17 protein-coding genes are annotated in these 16,346 nt (G+C 49.8%); 13 read left to right on the top strand and 4 right to left on the bottom strand.

The genetic code is table 11. The features are described 5' to 3' along the window. The first annotated feature begins 9 nt into the window (after nt 1-9). The gene (locus PSSD_RS17105; RefSeq protein ID WP_058973047.1) at nt 10-414 is read left to right on the top strand and encodes a hypothetical protein; all 405 of its coding nucleotides are present in this window, start codon (nt 10-12) and stop codon (nt 412-414) included. Nucleotides 415-800: 386 nt separating this feature from the next. On the opposite strand, the gene PSSD_RS17100 is transcribed toward PSSD_RS17105, so the two are convergent. The 3 genes from PSSD_RS17100 to PSSD_RS17090 all read right to left on the bottom strand — a co-directional run bounded on the left by PSSD_RS17100 (nt 801) and on the right by PSSD_RS17090 (nt 2,629). Next, nucleotides 801-1,364 carry a hypothetical protein gene (locus PSSD_RS17100; protein ID WP_058973046.1) on the bottom strand — a complete coding sequence of 188 codons (564 nt, stop codon included), beginning with the start codon at nt 1,362-1,364 and terminating at the stop codon, nt 801-803. 283 nt (nt 1,365-1,647) lie between these two features. After that, nucleotides 1,648-2,187, bottom strand: a complete 540-nt coding sequence (locus PSSD_RS17095; RefSeq protein WP_058973045.1) for a hypothetical protein — start codon at nt 2,185-2,187, stop codon at nt 1,648-1,650. Nucleotides 2,188-2,395: 208 nt separating this feature from the next. Beyond that, nucleotides 2,396-2,629, bottom strand: coding sequence for a PerC family transcriptional regulator (locus PSSD_RS17090; RefSeq protein WP_058973044.1), 234 nt, complete (start codon nt 2,627-2,629; stop codon nt 2,396-2,398). A gap of 130 nt (nt 2,630-2,759) precedes the next feature. On the opposite strand from PSSD_RS17090, the gene PSSD_RS17085 reads away from it, so the two are divergent. The 6 genes from PSSD_RS17085 to PSSD_RS17060 all read left to right on the top strand — a co-directional run bounded on the left by PSSD_RS17085 (nt 2,760) and on the right by PSSD_RS17060 (nt 10,030). Next, nucleotides 2,760-5,171, top strand: coding sequence for an ATP-binding protein (locus tag PSSD_RS17085; protein ID WP_058973043.1), 2,412 nt, complete (start codon nt 2,760-2,762; stop codon nt 5,169-5,171). Between the two features lie 174 nt (nt 5,172-5,345). Beyond that, nucleotides 5,346-5,753: a TIGR03757 family integrating conjugative element protein gene (locus tag PSSD_RS17080; protein WP_058973042.1), complete on the top strand. Its 408-nt coding sequence runs from the start codon at nt 5,346-5,348 to the stop codon at nt 5,751-5,753. A gap of 2 nt (nt 5,754-5,755) precedes the next feature. Further along, the gene (locus PSSD_RS17075; RefSeq protein ID WP_439654607.1) at nt 5,756-6,721 is read left to right on the top strand and encodes a TIGR03756 family integrating conjugative element protein; all 966 of its coding nucleotides are present in this window, start codon (nt 5,756-5,758) and stop codon (nt 6,719-6,721) included. Between the two features lie 79 nt (nt 6,722-6,800). Further along, a complete protein-coding gene (locus PSSD_RS17070) occupies nt 6,801-8,156 on the top strand; it encodes an integrating conjugative element protein (protein ID WP_201023829.1) in 1,356 nt (451 codons plus the stop codon). A 1-nt stretch (nt 8,157) separates the two neighbouring features. Further along, nucleotides 8,158-8,496 carry a hypothetical protein gene (locus PSSD_RS17065; RefSeq protein WP_058973039.1) on the top strand — a complete coding sequence of 113 codons (339 nt, stop codon included), beginning with the start codon at nt 8,158-8,160 and terminating at the stop codon, nt 8,494-8,496. 10 nt (nt 8,497-8,506) lie between these two features. Continuing rightward, complete coding sequence (locus PSSD_RS17060; protein WP_058973038.1) at nt 8,507-10,030, top strand: conjugal transfer protein TraG N-terminal domain-containing protein; 1,524 nt, start codon at nt 8,507-8,509, stop codon at nt 10,028-10,030. Nucleotides 10,031-10,073: 43 nt separating this feature from the next. On the opposite strand, the gene PSSD_RS17055 is transcribed toward PSSD_RS17060, so the two are convergent. Beyond that, entirely contained in the window at nt 10,074-10,364 is a 291-nt protein-coding gene (locus tag PSSD_RS17055; protein WP_058973037.1) for a hypothetical protein, read from the bottom strand. Nucleotides 10,365-10,605: 241 nt separating this feature from the next. Here PSSD_RS17055 and PSSD_RS27180 point away from each other — a divergent pair, with 241 nt between their 5' ends. The 6 genes from PSSD_RS27180 (at nt 10,606) to PSSD_RS17020 (ending at nt 16,246) form a co-directional block, all read left to right on the top strand. Then, nucleotides 10,606-11,778, top strand: a complete 1,173-nt coding sequence (locus tag PSSD_RS27180) for a hypothetical protein (RefSeq protein ID WP_235589243.1) — start codon at nt 10,606-10,608, stop codon at nt 11,776-11,778. A 989-nt stretch (nt 11,779-12,767) separates the two neighbouring features. Then, on the top strand, nt 12,768-13,658 hold the full coding sequence (locus PSSD_RS17040; protein WP_058973036.1) for an integrase domain-containing protein: 891 nt from the start codon (nt 12,768-12,770) through the stop codon (nt 13,656-13,658). A 577-nt stretch (nt 13,659-14,235) separates the two neighbouring features. After that, a complete protein-coding gene (locus tag PSSD_RS17035) occupies nt 14,236-14,640 on the top strand; it encodes a hypothetical protein (RefSeq protein ID WP_058973035.1) in 405 nt (134 codons plus the stop codon). A gap of 96 nt (nt 14,641-14,736) precedes the next feature. Beyond that, nucleotides 14,737-15,096 carry a hypothetical protein gene (locus PSSD_RS17030; protein WP_058973034.1) on the top strand — a complete coding sequence of 120 codons (360 nt, stop codon included), beginning with the start codon at nt 14,737-14,739 and terminating at the stop codon, nt 15,094-15,096. A gap of 149 nt (nt 15,097-15,245) precedes the next feature. Then, nucleotides 15,246-15,554 (top strand): hypothetical protein, encoded by a 309-nt coding sequence (locus PSSD_RS17025; RefSeq protein ID WP_058973033.1) that lies wholly within the window; start codon nt 15,246-15,248, stop codon nt 15,552-15,554. A gap of 80 nt (nt 15,555-15,634) precedes the next feature. Then, on the top strand, nt 15,635-16,246 hold the full coding sequence (locus tag PSSD_RS17020; protein ID WP_058973032.1) for a hypothetical protein: 612 nt from the start codon (nt 15,635-15,637) through the stop codon (nt 16,244-16,246). Nucleotides 16,247-16,346 lie beyond the last annotated feature (100 nt).

Below are 16,346 nucleotides of genomic sequence, written 5' to 3'. Positions count from 1 at the left end.
GGGGAATTCATGAAAAAACTGACTATGGCACCGCCAATGGTCGTACCGGACAAGGCTCTGATCGCGTCTGTCATTTTTAACGTTCCGCCTCAGGGGATGGCTTCAATCGGGCAGGCTGACAGCGTGTCGCTGGATTTGCTGCAGCGGGAAATCATTAACCGCCTGGACAAACCCGTACTGCTCTCGGTGTATCCCCACCGGGTAGGCCGCCGCAGTTGTGTAGCGGTTCATCTGGCTGATGCTCATGAGAAAACGCTCGATATTCTGATCACCGTTACGGGAAATACGCTATGGCCCAATGAGGCGGAGTACGGAGCCAGCCTGCGCTGGAATATCTGCGTTCCGGATGCCACCGACATGCTGTGGGTATTGAAGGAGATAGACAGGGTAACAGGCGGAGTAGTATGTAATTAAACTGGCCCTGCCTGACGGCCAGACAGCGACTTTTGCTGTCTGGCAGCCAGGCAGGCTGCGGGTCCGGGCGGCAAAGAGCCCGTGTTTAGTTATCTGGATATTAATTAATTCTCCTTTGTCATAAAACATGCTTGTTTCTTCCCATGTTTAACTGTTCGCTATCAAAATTTGTCTCTATACGTTTATATCTTCACTCAGGAGTAAGTAAGAGGTACTATCTCTTAAGTACTCTTTTTAATTTCAGTCTCCATTCATTAAACAAAAGGTGGTGCAAATTGGGCCTGAATAAATTGAACTGCAATTATTTTCTGGTTCTTTGAAATATTTGACATTACCCTTTTACGGTTGAAAATGAGTTTTTATAATCTACCATGGTGATGTTTTATTCAAAACTCATTTGAATTTTCATCCACTGCACCTATGTGCTCTTCAGGATCGTAATCATCTTCATGATAGTCTTTAACAGAACTTTGAATATCTTCAATTTCTGATCCCCCTACTGCATATTTACCCAATATTACTTCACTTTTGGTTGTGAAGTTAATGTCTATTTCATCACCGCAATAAGGTTTATCTTCATGAGTGGTTCCAGACAGCACGCACTCGAAATTAACATTAAGCGATTCTTCAGTAAGTTCAAAAGATAAAATGTGTAAATCTTCGACATAGTCAAAATAGGCGTTGGTTTCTGCTATGCTACTACTGACTTCATCATGATTTATCAAGTCGTAAGCTCCCCTCTCACCTAGTTCGTCTCGGATTTTCTCACTAACCTCTTCTATTGTAAGTATTTTTATGCCAAATCGATCTTCGAGTATGGTTTGTAAAAATTCAAAAAACGTATAGCTCTCAATATCTTCATCAAGATTTTCTTCTTCAATCACTGATGTTATATTGGATATCAAATCCTCGGAGTAAATGATATAATCTACTGCCTCTAAAGATTCCATATCAAAACTCTCATCTTCAAGAAGATTGCTGAAAGATGTATAACCAAAAAAATTAGATATTATCGAGCCTAGGCCTGAAAGTGATATTTTAATAGAATCCGCTTTTAAGAGTAAATCAAGCTCATTAACTAAATAGAAGGCTGAGGAGATTTGGGAAAGTTTCTTTTTTCATCAACCTGATATTTTAGCTTATCATAGCTCAATTTCTCTCTATCTTTAACCATAATATCTCTTTGAAGCTTTATTTCTATTTCCTGATTCTTCTTTACGGAAAAATCCAGATCTAGTTTAATTTTTTTGATTTCTCAAGCATGCTTTGAATAATTTCATGAGCAGATTTTGATCGTTGCCTAATATCTTCAGTTAATAGTTTTTGTTGCTCGATTTTTTCATTGCTAAATGCAATCTCCTCTATAATCTCTTGAGCTGCAATTTCGCTCTCATGTTCTGCTTTATACTTTGAATTGATGAGTCTTGCTCTTTCCTTCTCTCTATCTACCTTTTGATTAATGCTAAAACGGTATCTAACTTGCTCAATCGCACCTAATAGTAACTCAATGAGATAATTAGCCACGGGCAATGCAAATAAATATGCGAGCATCAAGACAGTAAGCAGAAAATAGTCAAATGCAGTTATTTCATTTAGGAATAATTTGAAATTTTCTACTCTTGCATCGATTGTCCCAGAACCTAAAAATAATAAAGTAAACTTATCCCAGTGTAAAATAACAAACACAGCACTTAAAGTACCCAAGATTGGGCTATTAACCCTAGCATCAATATTTTTGTAAAAGCTCGATATTAAGTCTTTTAAAAATTGCATTTTTATCTCTTAATTTTCAGTCTAAATTTCTTAAATATATTCAGCCCTTTTGATGATAATATCGCATAAGCATCCAAGAGTCTTTGTCTCAGAAATTTTTTTGTCAGCTAATTTTTAAGTCAGACTTCAAAATGTCGAGTCTGGTCTCCATGCTGCAGACCAAAAAATCCAAGACTTGTTAGCCAAGTGTCTACAATTGTTACCAACGTCAGTATCCATCATTGTAACGACTCTGGATCTTATAAAGACGCCGTGTTTCGCTTCTCCGACCGTCAGGTGACAGATTGGCGGCGTGGCCCAGACAGCGCTCTCTGCGGCGGATGATGGCCTCGCGTACGGCATCGTCAGTAATATCATCCAGCACGATCAGCCAGCGATAGGCTGCACGTCGCCATAAGCCCCTGCTTTCCAGCGATTCAGCAATCGTGTCTTTCAGTTCCATTTTTCTCCACCGGCATGACTCATGTCTGAACAGTGCCATCTATTCTTTCACAATGGCAATCACAGTTCTTTATTTTACCCTGCGCGCATTACCAGAAAATGGACATTTGTTCATAAAAAGGAGTCTGTTAATGCGCTATCCCTTTGAACTCGATCCGCAGATTATTCATCACATTATCTACAGTCAGGCCGGTTCGATCGGTAAAGCTGTTATCGAATTGATCATGAACAGCGTGGATGCCGCCGCCGGCGCCGTCACTGTCGATATTACCCAGGAGGGCTTCTCTTGCCGCGATGACGGTCGCGGATTTACTTCATATGATGACGTTAAGCGCTATTTTGGCCGTTTTGGCACGCCGCATCAGGAAGGGGATGCGACCTATGGTCGCTTTCGTCTGGGCCGCGGCCAGATTATGGCGCATGCCCGCACAGTCTGGCGATCGCAGCGCTGGCAGATGTCGGTTGATACCCGTGTAATGGGATATCACTACGACCTGGAGGAAATTGCGGAGGTTGAGCCGGGTTGCTGTATCCGCGGGGAGTGGTATGAACCGCTGAGCAGCCAGGAGCGCATGTCGTGCATTCAGGAAATACGCGACCTGGTGCGCTATACCCCCGTCTCGGTATGCCTCAATGGTACGCTGATATCACGCCAGCCGGCTAAAGAGACATGGGACGCGGAGGACGATGTGGCCTGGTATCGTCTCCGGGAAGACGGCGCTCTGTCGATTTACAATCAGGGTGTTCTGGTGCGTCACGACCCTGGCCATATCTGGGGTACCGGCGGCCTCATCGTCAGCAAAAAGCCTCTTGCGCTGAACGTCTCGCGGACTGAAATCCTCCGCAAGACCTGCCCTGTCTGGAAAGTCGTTGCCGCCCGTTTTGGCGAGCTTGCCGCCGATTTCTCAGACAATCAGGGAAAGCACCGTAAAACAGAAGCGCGACGGGAGAAAACGGCGCGCGCGCTGCTCGCAGGAGAGGGGGATCTCCAGAAGCTAATGAACGGTGAGGAGGTCATCACCCTCCTGCCCGGAAAACGCCACGTCACGCTCGAGCATTTCATCCGTAAATGCCGCTATTATCCGGCGGCAACGGACAAAAATTGTTTTACCCTCGCACGGTATGCACGCGATGTTCCGCGCGGGGAAATTATTGCCCGGGCCGGTATCGCGCCCGTAGTGCACCCCGTCACACTCGCCCGCTTCGGCTGCTTTGAACCGGATGAGTTCATGGAATGCCTGAGCCGCGTACGCGCAAACCTGCTGGCGTTCCGTGAACAGTTACCCGGGCAACAGCGATGGGGTGCCGGCTGGCAGACCGACCTGGCGCTGGTTGATTTTGACACCCTCAGCGCCAACTTTATCGATCGCACGCAGATGGTCAGCGAAAAACAGCTTGATAAGGAAACGCGTCGGGCCTGGACAGCACTGCGCTGGTGCCTGGCCCAGTATGCCGCCGTGTGCTCGGGGGGCGAGTCTGGCTATCAGTCACGATCTTATGGCGGCAAACGTTTTCAGATCCTGCTGGGTGAGTCTACGTCTGCCGATGCGTGGACGGACGGAGATACTTATATTGCCTATAACATCGATATTGTGCGCCGGCTTAAATCCGACGCGCTACAGACCGCCAGTCTCCTGTTCAGCCTGACGGAGCATGAGGTGGCACACGAAGGTGACAGCATGGACTGTGGCCACGACGAGGCTTTTTATCAGCGCTTTCATGATATCAGCATCCTGTGCGCGCCCGATCGCCAGCGTTACATTCATGTCTGGCTGATGAAATACACCACGAGTCTGGAGGGTGAGGGTAAACGCGCGACCGGGACGGCCTGGCGAGAGCTTTATCTGACAGAGCGGGCCAGCACCGGGAGGGAGAAAAAGGGCCTGCCCGGCGTAATCAGCCGCGAAGGCATTGAAGACGCTGTCAACGCACCGTCAGAGCCGGAAGATATTTCCCGGCTCAGTCTGCTTAATCAGCTGCTGAACGGTTCGGCCCAGGCAGCTCCGGCTGAAACTGACTGGAACAGCGTTGTGGCCACCGGTATTGAGCAGACCCGTGAAAACCAGGCTCAGCGGTTGCGGGAGCAGCAGGCTCTGGAAGAATGGTATTCATCTGAGGAGAACGCATCCGATATGCTGACGGATGAGCAGCAGGATTCCGCAGAGCAGCAGTGGCTGGATGCGTGTAAAAAGCATTATTTGTCGCTTTTGCCCGGGGCAACGCAAGACGCTTTAACTGACTGGGTCGTTCAGTTCCTGGCCTGTGCGACCGATTCCGATGAAGAGGCACTCGCTGCCTGGGGAATGCAGGCATGGGAAAACAGTGACCTCTGGTACGCCAGATTTACCCCGGACTGTACTGAAACGGAAGACCTTTATGAATATGGAACTGGACCCTCCAGTGAAAGTCCTGTCCCTTCTGACTGGCTTCCTTTCCTTCACGAAGGTGAAACGCGGTGGAGCATCGAGCGTAACGCCGCTGCGGCCGGATTTATGAAGGAGTTGGACTACCTTGAGTGGCGCAAAAACAGTGGTAGTGCCTGAAATGAAACGGTGCATAACCCCCGGTTTGTCACCTGACATATCGGTGCACTTTTCCCGTTATGTCAACCAGACGTTGTGGCGAAAAAATATCAGTAACGGGCTCAGAGTTAATTACTGACCCGCCCCGATATTGAACGCACCCTGAGCGGGTTATTCACTCAGGGAGTGTTCTCCATGAAATTAAACGTCAGCTGCTTCACAGCGTTATTCCTTTCCGCCGGTGCATGCGCCGGTACCGTTATTTACACCGACAGCGCCCACCCGCTCGCGGGCAATCCCGGGCCAGAGGTCACCGTCGTTCTGCTCGATGCGCCCGACAGGCTTCAGGCGCAGATGTTTGGGCCCCTGCCGTCAGATCCAGCGCAGGCTGAGCAGCAGGCGCGCGCGATCGTCAGCTCACAGGCCTTTCAGCAGCGTCAGCAGGAACTGTCAGGCGCTTACGTCGGCCTCACGCACGCCTGGACACTGGGGCTGGAAAAGTACCCTGCCGTGGTGTTTGACGACAGGTGGGTCGTGTACGGTACCACCGACGTCGGTACAGCCACGCAGCAGCTCAATGCCTGGAAGGAGAAAGCCCAGTGAAAATGTCATTCTCCCGCCCACGCCGTCTGGCGCTGGCCACATTGCTGGCCTGCACGGGCACGATGGCCAGTGTCGATACTGCCAGCCTGCTCTCCAGCGCCGCCAGTCAGGACTGCATCAGCTGGCGCATCAGCGGTATCTGCTACTGGCTTTTCTGCACGCCGTTCGGCTGCTCGGTGAAGACATCCGTCAAGGTGACGCATTATATCCCTGAGGCCGTGGTGTCGGCCTATCTGAGCCCCGGCGCCAATCCCTGGACCGAAATGTCTGCCGTCAGCAGCCTGGCAGACGGCGCCGAAAGCGCCCTTCTGGGCGGCGCGGCCGGTGTGCCGACCGGTGGCGGCCGCCAGGAAATGAAGGCGCCCGGCGAGCGCAAGCAGAACCTGCACTTTTACTATGGCGATGCATACGGTCATCCGGCGACAAAACTCATCGGTGGTATGGTGTCGGGCTACTCATGTGACAGCGCCGCCACACCCTTTATGCCGTATTTTACGAGCGCTCTCGATGCGCTCGCCTGGCGCACCGGCGTACCTGAATCCTTCTATCCGGAAGCCCTAATCAAGGGGCAGCGTGAAATTGGCAGTACGACATCCGGGACGATGTGGGGCAACGTTTACCCGCGTGGCGGCTTTGTCACGCAAACCGACAGCTACAAATCCGCGGCAATCGTGGTTCAGCGCGTGGCCGATATCATCACCCGTGAAGGTCAGCTTCACGTCTACAGTGCGCTAACTGGCCAGCGTTCACCAGGCTACTGGCCACCCGATCCGGTGCAGGAAAACACGGGAACCAAAAATCACAAGTGGCAGCGACTTTCTCCTCAGCTCTCGCAGAGCTGCGCGGTATTTCCGGACACCGGGGGCCAGATTGCTGAAGACGGCAACTACGCCTGGGCACTCTGGCAACCTTACAGCTGTTGCAAGCGCCGTGGCCAGACCTTCCTTTACAGCACCGATTTCTCCTGAGGATAAACCTATGAAACAACAGCAGACACGGGTTGTACTCCGCCTGGTGGCGGCGTGCACGCTTTTTTCTCTTATCTCCATGCCGGCGCTGGCAGTCGATACATCGCTGTCATCAGGGGGCGCTTCGGTCAGCGGCGCCATCAATGATGGTTTGTTCTATTCGATCGGGGGCGGATCGGTCATTTCCCCGCCACCAAGCCGCAGCAACATGTCACGTTTAGGTCTGAACGGTGGCTGGAGCAGCGACCTCATGTGCGGCAACTTTGACCTGAAAACCACCGTGGGCAATCAGCTCAACGGGGTTACAAGTGGTTTTAAGGACCTGATGGGTAACGTTATTCAGGGCGCAACCGGCGCGGTCATGAGCATGCCGGCAATGGCCATCCAGCGGGCGAATCCGGGACTGTATGAGATGCTCACCAACGGCGTTTTGCAGGCGGGACTCAGTTTTGATAAAGCCCAGCTCAACTGCCAGAACATGTCGAAGAAGCTTGCCGATTATACGCTGGGGAGTAAGTGGCAACAGGCCGCGGTCTCCGAAGAGTACAAGGATATTGTCGCCTCCAGCGGCGGTGATGCCGTCTCCAGCGATCAGAAACTGCAGAAAGCAACCGGTGAAGAGGGGGTGACCTGGGTCGGAGGTCAGAAACGCGGCGGAAAAGGCCAGCAGGCCATTCAGCCGACGCGGGACCTCGCGAAGGCAGGATACAACATGATGAACAGCCTGCCGGTCACGAGCAACAGCAGCGTGAGCACATCGGGCTGCAGTGGCACCGTATGTCAGCGATGGCCAACGTCTGATGCGGCCGCCACAGCGGTGGTTAAAGTACTGGGCGACCGTTCCATTCGCACCTGCCGTGAGACCAGCGAGTGCACCAGCGGCGGTTCAGACAATCAGCCTGGGAGCACGCTTGCCGGTACAGGGTTCTCGCCGGTGCTGGAAGATGCCACCAAAGACAATCTTGAGCAGCTCGGCAAGCTGGTCGGCGGAGAACTGCAGCCAACGGCTGATAACCTCGCAGCCCTTAAAACCGGCAGTCTTGTCGTGACGCGCGGCGTCATCCAGTCGCTGCGCGATGACCCGGACAAGGTCGCGCTGGTTCAGCGACTGGCCGGTGAGCTGGCGATGGCTGACACCGTGGAAACCGCGCTGACCATGCGACGCATGCTGACCACGGGCGAATCTGAGCCCAACGCAGCGGAACAGCCAGAGGCGATTGCCGAAGGTGACCGTCGTATTGATGCGCTCGATCGGGAACTGAATGCCCTGCGTAATGAAATGGAGCTTCGCAAGTCCATCAGCAACAACAGCCTGCTGACCACGCTCGCGCGTCAGGGTACCCGTAACCAGGACAACCAGCTGCAGCAGAAGTCCGGCAACCAGGACCAGGGCTTTGGCCAGATGAACCAGACGCAGTCTTCCGGAGCAAACTGACATGAAACGCACCTGGTTCCGCGGCCGCACAGGCCGTTTCATTATGATGGTATCCGTCCTGGTTCTGATTACTGCAGGTATGTTTGCCCTGGCTTCCGTATTTATGGCTTACGACCCGGATGGCCACCTGACCCGTCGCTGGCTGCATGACAGCCGCTGGGCGTTGTTTGCCTGGCGACTGATGATGTATGTCGGTATCGCAGGAGTCTGGCTCATGAAGGTACGCCCACAACTGCTGAGGCGCTGGCCGGAAGTCCGTGCGCGCCTGCCGCGCACCGAGTTGCTCGGCGTATTGTTTATTCTGGCCACAGAGTGCGTGGCCTGGACCGGCACGGCATAAGGAAAAGACCATGACTGCAAACAGTTATCTGGAATACTTTCTGGTCCTCTTTGGCTGGGTGATGAATAACGCCATGTGGACCATCCTCAGCAGCACGGGGCTGTTTGCCCTGCCGCTGGTGTTTAAAGTGCTTGGCGTCTGGCTTAAGGTGCGTGAGGAAGGTGCGGATGAGGGGAACAAGGGGCTTCTTGCTATGCCGCGCATCGAGCACGCTATTTACGTCTCGTTCGTGGTGATGCTGTTCTGCTGTATTCCACTCCTGCCGGTTGATATCAGCACCATTAAGTTCGACAGTTCGAGAGCAAAGCAGTGTGGCATCAGCGTGCCGACGCCGCAAAACTCCGGTTACAGCGGACTGGTTAACGACTTTGACGGACGTACCGCTCAGGTACCCATATGGTGGTATCTGCTGCATATGATGTCTAAGGGGACCACACAGGCGATGATTGCGTCTATCCCCTGCGGCACACAGCTGCGCCAGATGCGCTTTGACGTGCAGAACACCAAGCTGCGTGACCCTGTATTGCTGCAGGAGGTGCAGGATTTTGCCGACCAGTGCTACTCCCGGGCATATTTCCGACTCAAAAACAGCAACACCCAGCTCAGCGATGCCACCATTAACTCGGTAGGCTGGATAGGCAGCGACTACTTCCTGAATACGTCGGGATATTATGATTACTACACCGCTACCACCCCGAGAAGCCAGTGGCCCTATGACAACACGCGCGACAGTGGCTATCCTGACACCGGTCAGGGAGGTTACCCCACCTGTAAAACGTGGTGGTCCGATGGTTCATCCGGGCTGCGCACGCGCGTGCTGGCAAGCTTTAGCGACAATACGCATAAGGAGATACAGCGTTCATTTCCGGGAGCTCAGTGGGAGGAGGTTGCTCTGCGCTGGCTGGTAAGTCCGCGAAACGCAGGTCTGTCAGGTGACGGAACGACGTATGCTGTTAGCAGCGCTGATAATGTTACTGGTGTGGTCGGTAACGTGACTCGGCTGACATCGACCATTGGGCTTGGTCTCAAGCAGGCAGAGGCGCTACCGGGCTTTGATGCGCTGAAACAGGCCCTGCCGATGATACAGGCGTTGCTGCAGATGATGATTATCACGGTGATTCCAGTGCTGATGATGTTCAGTGCCTATGAGCCAAAAACGGTGGTGACCATATCTTTTGCGCTGTTTGCCCTGCAATTTATAACGTTTTGGTGGGAGCTTGCGGGCTGGCTAGATGATAGGCTGATCAACATTCTTTATGACAATATGTCGGCGCAAGGACTTACAGGCAGCTCTGTTCCACTGGCTGATTTTGTCAGCTCAACTAATGACGGCTGGATTATGAACCTAGTGCTGGGAATGATGTATGTAGTTTTTCCTGCATTCTGGATGGGTATGCTAGGTTGGGTCGGTGTGCAACTCGGTGCTGCGGTGTCGTCAGCAATTGAGAAAGGCTCGATTCAATCAAAACAAGCTGGAGAAGAAGCTGGTAAAAAAGCACAAGCAGCAGCCATTAATCTGTTAAATAAAGGATAGTGAGGATTAGTCAAAAAGCTGGACGGACTCAAACCGTTCAGCTCTATTCATCTTCCTGATAATGCAATTTCTCACCATTCACATAATTTCCCCACCCCTCAGCACCGTGTTCCCAGCCATTACAATTTTTCGAGCTATCCTTAACACTACTTCTTGTTGCAAATGAAGATGCTATTAAACCTGTGGTCGCCAATCCACCGGCAGCAATATCAACAGAACCCAGCAAAACATTACGTCCCAATTCTTTGAAATCTTCCTTTTTCATCCTAAATTTACTCTTTTTCCGAGAGCAAATCTCCGCTACATCTTTTGGGTCAAAACCGTTTCCATTCATATCGTTACCCGCAAGTTGTCAGTAAGCACATCCGCTATATGTTACTGATGGTTTTCTTATGTGACCAGGTTACTTGAAAGTGGATGTGTTGGCAACTTTTTGTACACCTTTGGCAGTTGAGGCCCAATATAAACGAACGGATTGCCTCGTATGCATGCGAAAAGGATGAGAAATCACTTGCATTAATGTTTAACGGTTTTTATGTTTTCATGTTTTTGGACCCAGCAAACAAGGGATTAATGTGCTTATTAAATTTCTTGCCCCATACATTCTTTTCTGTTTTAGCGCGGCATATAGCATACTTCAAACGCTCGATGGCATAGGATTAGTCTCAACAATACGATACGAAAACAATAGCGTGAGCTCTTTTGCGACAATGATATTTACACCTGATGAACAAGCCAGGAATATGCTGCCAGTGATAATTGGTAGCATGGTCTTTATTATCATTCTTCTTCTAACCGCTGCATATGTATTACGGAAAAAAACCGGAGTTATTATTTGTGCCATTATTTTGATATTACCCGGCCTGCTTGCGATGTCAGATTATTTTCCATCTATAAGATGGTTTCCTTACAATTATAATATTGGTGGGGCTGGAGAGGTGGGTAGCCCGGTGGGCATGAGCTGCTTGGTTATCACGGGAATAATTACAGGTTGGGCTGTTCTGATACTGATTCAGGCTTATTTTCGTGCAGGAGAACGTTTCAGAACGGTATTTGATATTTTTCTTATCCTGACTGCCGCAGCAAACGGGATATTCTGGGTTCATGATAAAGAGGTTAGTTCAATCCAGTCCGCTTATCAGGAAACCAGCAGGGTTATAAATTCATCGAATGCCTATCTCTTGAAGCAGGTAGAATACTATGATGAACGGTGCAAAAGCGGTGTTGTTAAGAATGCACTTTCCTGCCAGTGGGCATCTGATATTCAGGGGAAGCTTAACGATTATACTTATCAGCTTCCTTCTGTTTTTTTGCAATTCACACCTGATACTGTGGGTGGATTATATAAGACTTACGGCATGTCAGATTCTAAGGCTGAGAAAATACGAGAAGAGTTAAATGAATATAATATGCATACGTGTCCTGAGAAGAAGCTTGGACAAGGAGTGATTCAATTAGCACCTTCATCAAGACTATGTCAAGAGACACCAAGTAATTACTGCGATGCTATCATTGAGGACCAATACAGACATGTCGCGAGCGGAGAAGTTGCAATAGCGAGTGAATGTGTTTTTTCATCGTTATTAAGGAATAAAAAAATTCTGAAAAAGGAGAAGGATGAACTTAGTGAGTCATCCAAAAGTAGCAATTTTCGTTGGCTTTGGTTTGTTCTGTTATCCATTTTTCTAGGCGGGAAAATTGCCACGCTGATGTATAAAATTCGCGATTCGACTACCGTAAGGATATAAATTTAGCGTAAGAAAACCTCCGACTTTCAGGGGTATTGCTGGTAAAGCAATATCCTTATTGAAGTTACAGAACTCCTTATAATTGATTGGGTGAAAATTCAACTTCTCTTGAAAAATGATCATGCTTCGATCTAATATCTCCATCGTTGTACCGTTGCGTAACGCAACATGCCAATGTCCCGGCAATCTGAGAGGGACGCCTTCGGGTGATTGCATGCCAAAACCGTCATGACCTGAGAGACGGTGCCTTTGGGCGGTAACTCCGTTTAACCTTTGAAAACGGAGGTCGTAAAACGACGAAGGTCTTTTTATTTTCTATGCCTGTTCAAGGCCTTATCTTCTTTATGGCGATTCTCGCCTTCGCTTTCTCTTTCGTTTAGACGCTGAAATCCGGTTGCAAACTTTGCGGCGTGGGTATGACCATTTGGAACATTTGGGCATCTTCCACGACTGCATTGAGAGCGGAGGAGCGCGGCGTCACTTGCGTTCGAGTGAAACGAGTACCAAGTGACGCGCGCAGCGCATAACTGGCAGAGCTGACGCACTGCCATTTCAACAACTCTTTTACCAACTGACCAACACGTAATTTAAGGTTTGAGGGCCTTGAAGACGTACATCACTCACTATTTGTTCAAATATCAACCAAACGTCTTACCCATAAAAAACGGGTCAGGACTCCATTTAAATAGGAGAAAAATCGACACGATATCGATGGCGACACCAGTAGACATACTGGTGTGTGGAAGCAGACTGATTCATTTCAGCCCGGTGAAAACCGCGAGCAGGTCAGAGACCTGGGGAGCTTCGCAATAACTCAACTTTTCGCCGCCCCGATGCACAGTTATCTGTCGAGACGCAGGAAGCGCAACCTTAAACCGTGCCGTCGGGGTGAAATTCATCGTCTGTAGTTGTAGCGCAGTCGGTGTCAGTGCTTTTCCGTTCACTCAGACGGAAAAGCACTGACACCTGTTTGAAAAGGATGGTTGACTATGGCAAAACTCAATAAGAATTTAAAAACGCTTGCCCGACAGGCAGGGGGAAGTTTTAAGACTGTCTCTGACCGCATGAAAATTGCGGACAGGTTTGCTGAGCGTTTATTAAAGCTTAACGTCCAGATTAGAGATATAAAAAACATAAAGACCGGACATATTGAGTTGTATATGAAAAGCCGGCTCTCTGAGGAAATTTCAAAGCGCACTCTCCAGAATGAAATGTCGGCCATCCGGGGTTTGCTTCGGGTTGCAGGAAAAACGTTTATGGCTGACCCGGCTCACGAAAAACTGAGCAATCAGGCTCTGGGTATTTCAGAAACCAGTCGTGACGGAACAAAGGTTGCCATTCCCGATAATTATTTCCGGCAGGTGCTGACGAGTGTAGAACAAAAGGATGAAGGTGTAGCATGTGCATTGAGGTTGTCCCGGTTACTGGGTTTAAGAACCGAAGAAACAGTTCAGTCCGCGAAATCATTAAAAACCTGGCAAAAAATGCTTCTCACTGGTAACGAAAAAATTCGCGTTGTATTCGGGACAAAAGGAGGTCGTCCTAGAGACACAACTGTGTTGGATCGTGACGCTACTCTTTCCGCAATCAGTATTGCGCTGAAATATTTGAATGAAAATAACGGTAAGTTGATCGATAAGCCGTCATTACATACCGCTATCGAGCGGTACCGAAATATAGTGCGCGAAGCCGGATTGACCGGGAAATATGCACCACATAGTTTGCGTTATGCCTATTCTGTCGATGTGATGAATCTTCATATGAAAAACGGTTTCAGTAAAGAAGAGGCGCAGGCTCTTGCATCAATGGACCTGGGGCATGGGGATGGCAGGGGGCATTATGTGGCCCGTGTTTATAACAAGGTTGAGAGTGATGAATAGTATTTCTTTTTTCTGTCACTGGACTATGCGATTTCTTTTGAAATTGAGCGATAGAGCTACATTTATTCTCGAAAAAGGTTATTACGAAATAGCCTGCTCACAAGAAGCGCACATGTACTATGGTGAAGAATACACACTTCACCATGCGTTTCTCAATTTTTTCCATGGCGCCCTGTCTGCCTTTTTCAACAAACATTAAATTGTTATTAACTGGCAGTAGTAACTGTTTATTGAGAAATTTATCTCCGTGGTATTGCTGGAAATGAGCGGATTGTGTACGCTTAGATTGCTAACCGTTGTCACACCGACAACTGCCAATGTTCCAGTGATTTGAGAGGAACGCCTTCGGGTAGTCACACGCCAATGCCATCGTTACCTGAGAGATGGCGCTTTCGAGCGGTAATAAATCTGTTTAACCTTTGAAAACAGAGTCCCTTATGGGCTAAGGTCCTTTCAACTAATCACCTCTTCTCGGTTTTCTTGTTGTACTCATCTGGCAGCTTGCAAAAGGCCTATTCGCTATCCATAAGGGAAAATTTCCCTATGAGACGTTTCCCTTCTTCGAGGAATCGTTTCCATGCATTACACACGAGTGTTCATTCCAAATACCTTACTCAGCTGTGATTCTTGTGCTAAGGCAAGCATCATTGTGGAATATGTTCTCACTCAACTTAATTTGCATTTAATGAACAAACTAAGGGTCGACGCCGACGCTGCTATGTCAGATGACGGTCTTCCCGATTACCTGACATTTATCAGGTGGGTTGCAGATTCCACAGGTTTTGCCATGCAATCCGGTTACGTCAGATATGACTTTGTTGAAAACGCGGTGGACTGTCTCATCCTCATGGGCGCAGAGGTCCATAGCCGACACTGGAACGAAGCTTTTCAGCAGGGCATAACCCGGGCTTGCGAGGAAAAAGCGCTGGACGAAGCCACAGACCGACTGCGCGAAATGTTTTATCAGAGCTACCCTCTCTGAATTAACACGACGGCCTGAACAATTTAATCATTTGTCACCCTGACGGGACTTTTGTCCCCGTAAGGGACAGGGTTCCTCAATTTTAAGGAATCCTTTATGAACGAGTATTTACCTGAACCATCCTTTCACATTCGTGCCCGTGAGCTGACTGCGCACAAAGTGGCGCTTGTTAATGCTGAAGGTAATTTGCAGAGCATTGCAGCTCTACGTCGCCTTGGCCTTAACACTCAAACCGACATAGATGGCTTTGCGTACTATGTCTGGGACATGGCTGCTGTAGCACAAGACCTCGCAGCATTGTCTGTACGCAATCTTATTCCTGAATCCTGGAAGTCTTTCTTCGAAGGCCTTTGCAATATGGCCAGAGAAATTGACGACGCTGCCTGGACGTTTTTTTTCGGGCGCGCGGTCCAGGACGAAAAGAATCTCATAAGCGAAGATCGCTGGATGGACTGAGCCGGACCATTGGGTTCAGCTTCAACCGGATTGCGAATGAGTCATACACTAAAAGCCGGCGTCATTAAGACAAACGCGATAACCCATGCGGGGAAAACCTTCCCGCATCCGCGGTGACGGTTTTCTCCGTATTCATCAAGGAGAAAACCATGAGCAGTATAATGCTGATACTCATCACCCGTACCACCCGCATGCTCAGCAGCCTTACAGAGGCAATGAAGCAGCGACAGGCAGAATGGTTTACGAACCGCAGCGGTTACAGCAGTTTCCGCGCTGAGGTCATCGAGTCTGATGACGGATATACCGCCATCATTTCGCGCAGAACGGGTTACAGCTCACGCGACTGGCACTATCAACAGCTGGCCAGCACCGGTCATTTTGCCTCTGCCCGTAAAGCCTTACACGCTGGACGGCAAATGGCGCAGCAGATGGCCGGACTGCGTTACCGCTTCGACTGAATCGTTCTTCACTTATTGACACTTCCCGGAGGGACCTTCCCTCCCGGGGAGGTTTCCTCATCATCTTAACTGGAGGGAACATGATCCGCTTTACATCAACTGAACTTCGTCCGCTGCTCACTCAAAATCTGGGTATGCAGCGCCCGCTGATGCTCGAAAAGAACCTGGGGATTTACATCCGCATACCCGATGACCGACGCCCCGGAGAGTGGATGAAGGCCTGGGCTGAAGGCTGTAATCCGTCAAAGGATTCTGGCTGGTCAGGTGTCGCCGACGGGCTGATCCCAGACAAAGAATTTTCTTTCAAAACTTTCATGGCACAGAGCATGTTCGATGCGGTGCTGAGTGAACATTGTGACCTGCTGATAACCCCTGTTATCAGTGACCTGAATAATGCGCTGACGCTTCATAAAGAAACGCAACCACCGTTGAAGATGTATGTGCCGGTGGGGCAATACCGGGATAGTGTGCAGTGGCTTTATGACCAGTCGTTGCGCCACTTTCATGCTTGCGTAGGTAATGCTGAACGTCTGAGCTGGCGTTCACAGGCACTGCGTGTTCTGGATCAGGTAATACGCCTGGACTCAATACGGGCCAAACCCGCAGATCGGGAGATGTTTAATCGTGCAGTCGCAAGCGTAACTGATCGCATCCGTACCGTTATGTCAGACGGCTCCTTACGCTACTCCTGATAACTGATTTTTCCACTCACCGGTGGCGCATTGTCCGCCACTGGACAGGATGCGCCCCTTACTAAAAGGCAGCATCTGATGAAAACGACTTCTGGCCGGC

Origin of the sequence: Type-D symbiont of Plautia stali (assembly GCF_001485335.1) — a bacterium.
In the GTDB taxonomy this organism is placed as follows: domain Bacteria; phylum Pseudomonadota; class Gammaproteobacteria; order Enterobacterales; family Enterobacteriaceae; genus Pantoea; species Pantoea vagans_C.
The sequence above is the reverse complement of the archived record's forward strand: the minus strand, read 5'-3'. Positions and strand labels throughout refer to the sequence as shown.

Excerpts from the sequence above, each read along its gene's own strand:
- PSSD_RS17105 (WP_058973047.1), top strand. The coding sequence starts at position 10 with ATGAAAAAACTGACTATGGCACCGCCAATGGTCGTACCGGACAAGGCT.
- PSSD_RS17070 (WP_201023829.1), top strand. The coding sequence starts at position 6,801 with ATGCCGGCGCTGGCAGTCGATACATCGCTGTCATCAGGGGGCGCTTCG.
- PSSD_RS17095 (WP_058973045.1), bottom strand. The coding sequence starts at position 2,187 with ATGCAATTTTTAAAAGACTTAATATCGAGCTTTTACAAAAATATTGAT.
- PSSD_RS17025 (WP_058973033.1), top strand. The coding sequence starts at position 15,246 with ATGAGCAGTATAATGCTGATACTCATCACCCGTACCACCCGCATGCTC.
- PSSD_RS17055 (WP_058973037.1), bottom strand. The coding sequence starts at position 10,364 with ATGAATGGAAACGGTTTTGACCCAAAAGATGTAGCGGAGATTTGCTCT.
- PSSD_RS17040 (WP_058973036.1), top strand. The coding sequence starts at position 12,768 with ATGGCAAAACTCAATAAGAATTTAAAAACGCTTGCCCGACAGGCAGGG.
- PSSD_RS17080 (WP_058973042.1), top strand. The coding sequence starts at position 5,346 with ATGAAATTAAACGTCAGCTGCTTCACAGCGTTATTCCTTTCCGCCGGT.
- PSSD_RS17090 (WP_058973044.1), bottom strand. The coding sequence starts at position 2,629 with ATGGAACTGAAAGACACGATTGCTGAATCGCTGGAAAGCAGGGGCTTA.
- PSSD_RS17065 (WP_058973039.1), top strand. The coding sequence starts at position 8,158 with ATGAAACGCACCTGGTTCCGCGGCCGCACAGGCCGTTTCATTATGATG.
- PSSD_RS17075 (WP_439654607.1), top strand. The coding sequence starts at position 5,756 with ATGTCATTCTCCCGCCCACGCCGTCTGGCGCTGGCCACATTGCTGGCC.
- PSSD_RS17035 (WP_058973035.1), top strand. The coding sequence starts at position 14,236 with ATGCATTACACACGAGTGTTCATTCCAAATACCTTACTCAGCTGTGAT.
- PSSD_RS17060 (WP_058973038.1), top strand. The coding sequence starts at position 8,507 with ATGACTGCAAACAGTTATCTGGAATACTTTCTGGTCCTCTTTGGCTGG.
- PSSD_RS17085 (WP_058973043.1), top strand. The coding sequence starts at position 2,760 with ATGCGCTATCCCTTTGAACTCGATCCGCAGATTATTCATCACATTATC.
- PSSD_RS17020 (WP_058973032.1), top strand. The coding sequence starts at position 15,635 with ATGATCCGCTTTACATCAACTGAACTTCGTCCGCTGCTCACTCAAAAT.
- PSSD_RS17100 (WP_058973046.1), bottom strand. The coding sequence starts at position 1,364 with ATGGAATCTTTAGAGGCAGTAGATTATATCATTTACTCCGAGGATTTG.
- PSSD_RS17030 (WP_058973034.1), top strand. The coding sequence starts at position 14,737 with ATGAACGAGTATTTACCTGAACCATCCTTTCACATTCGTGCCCGTGAG.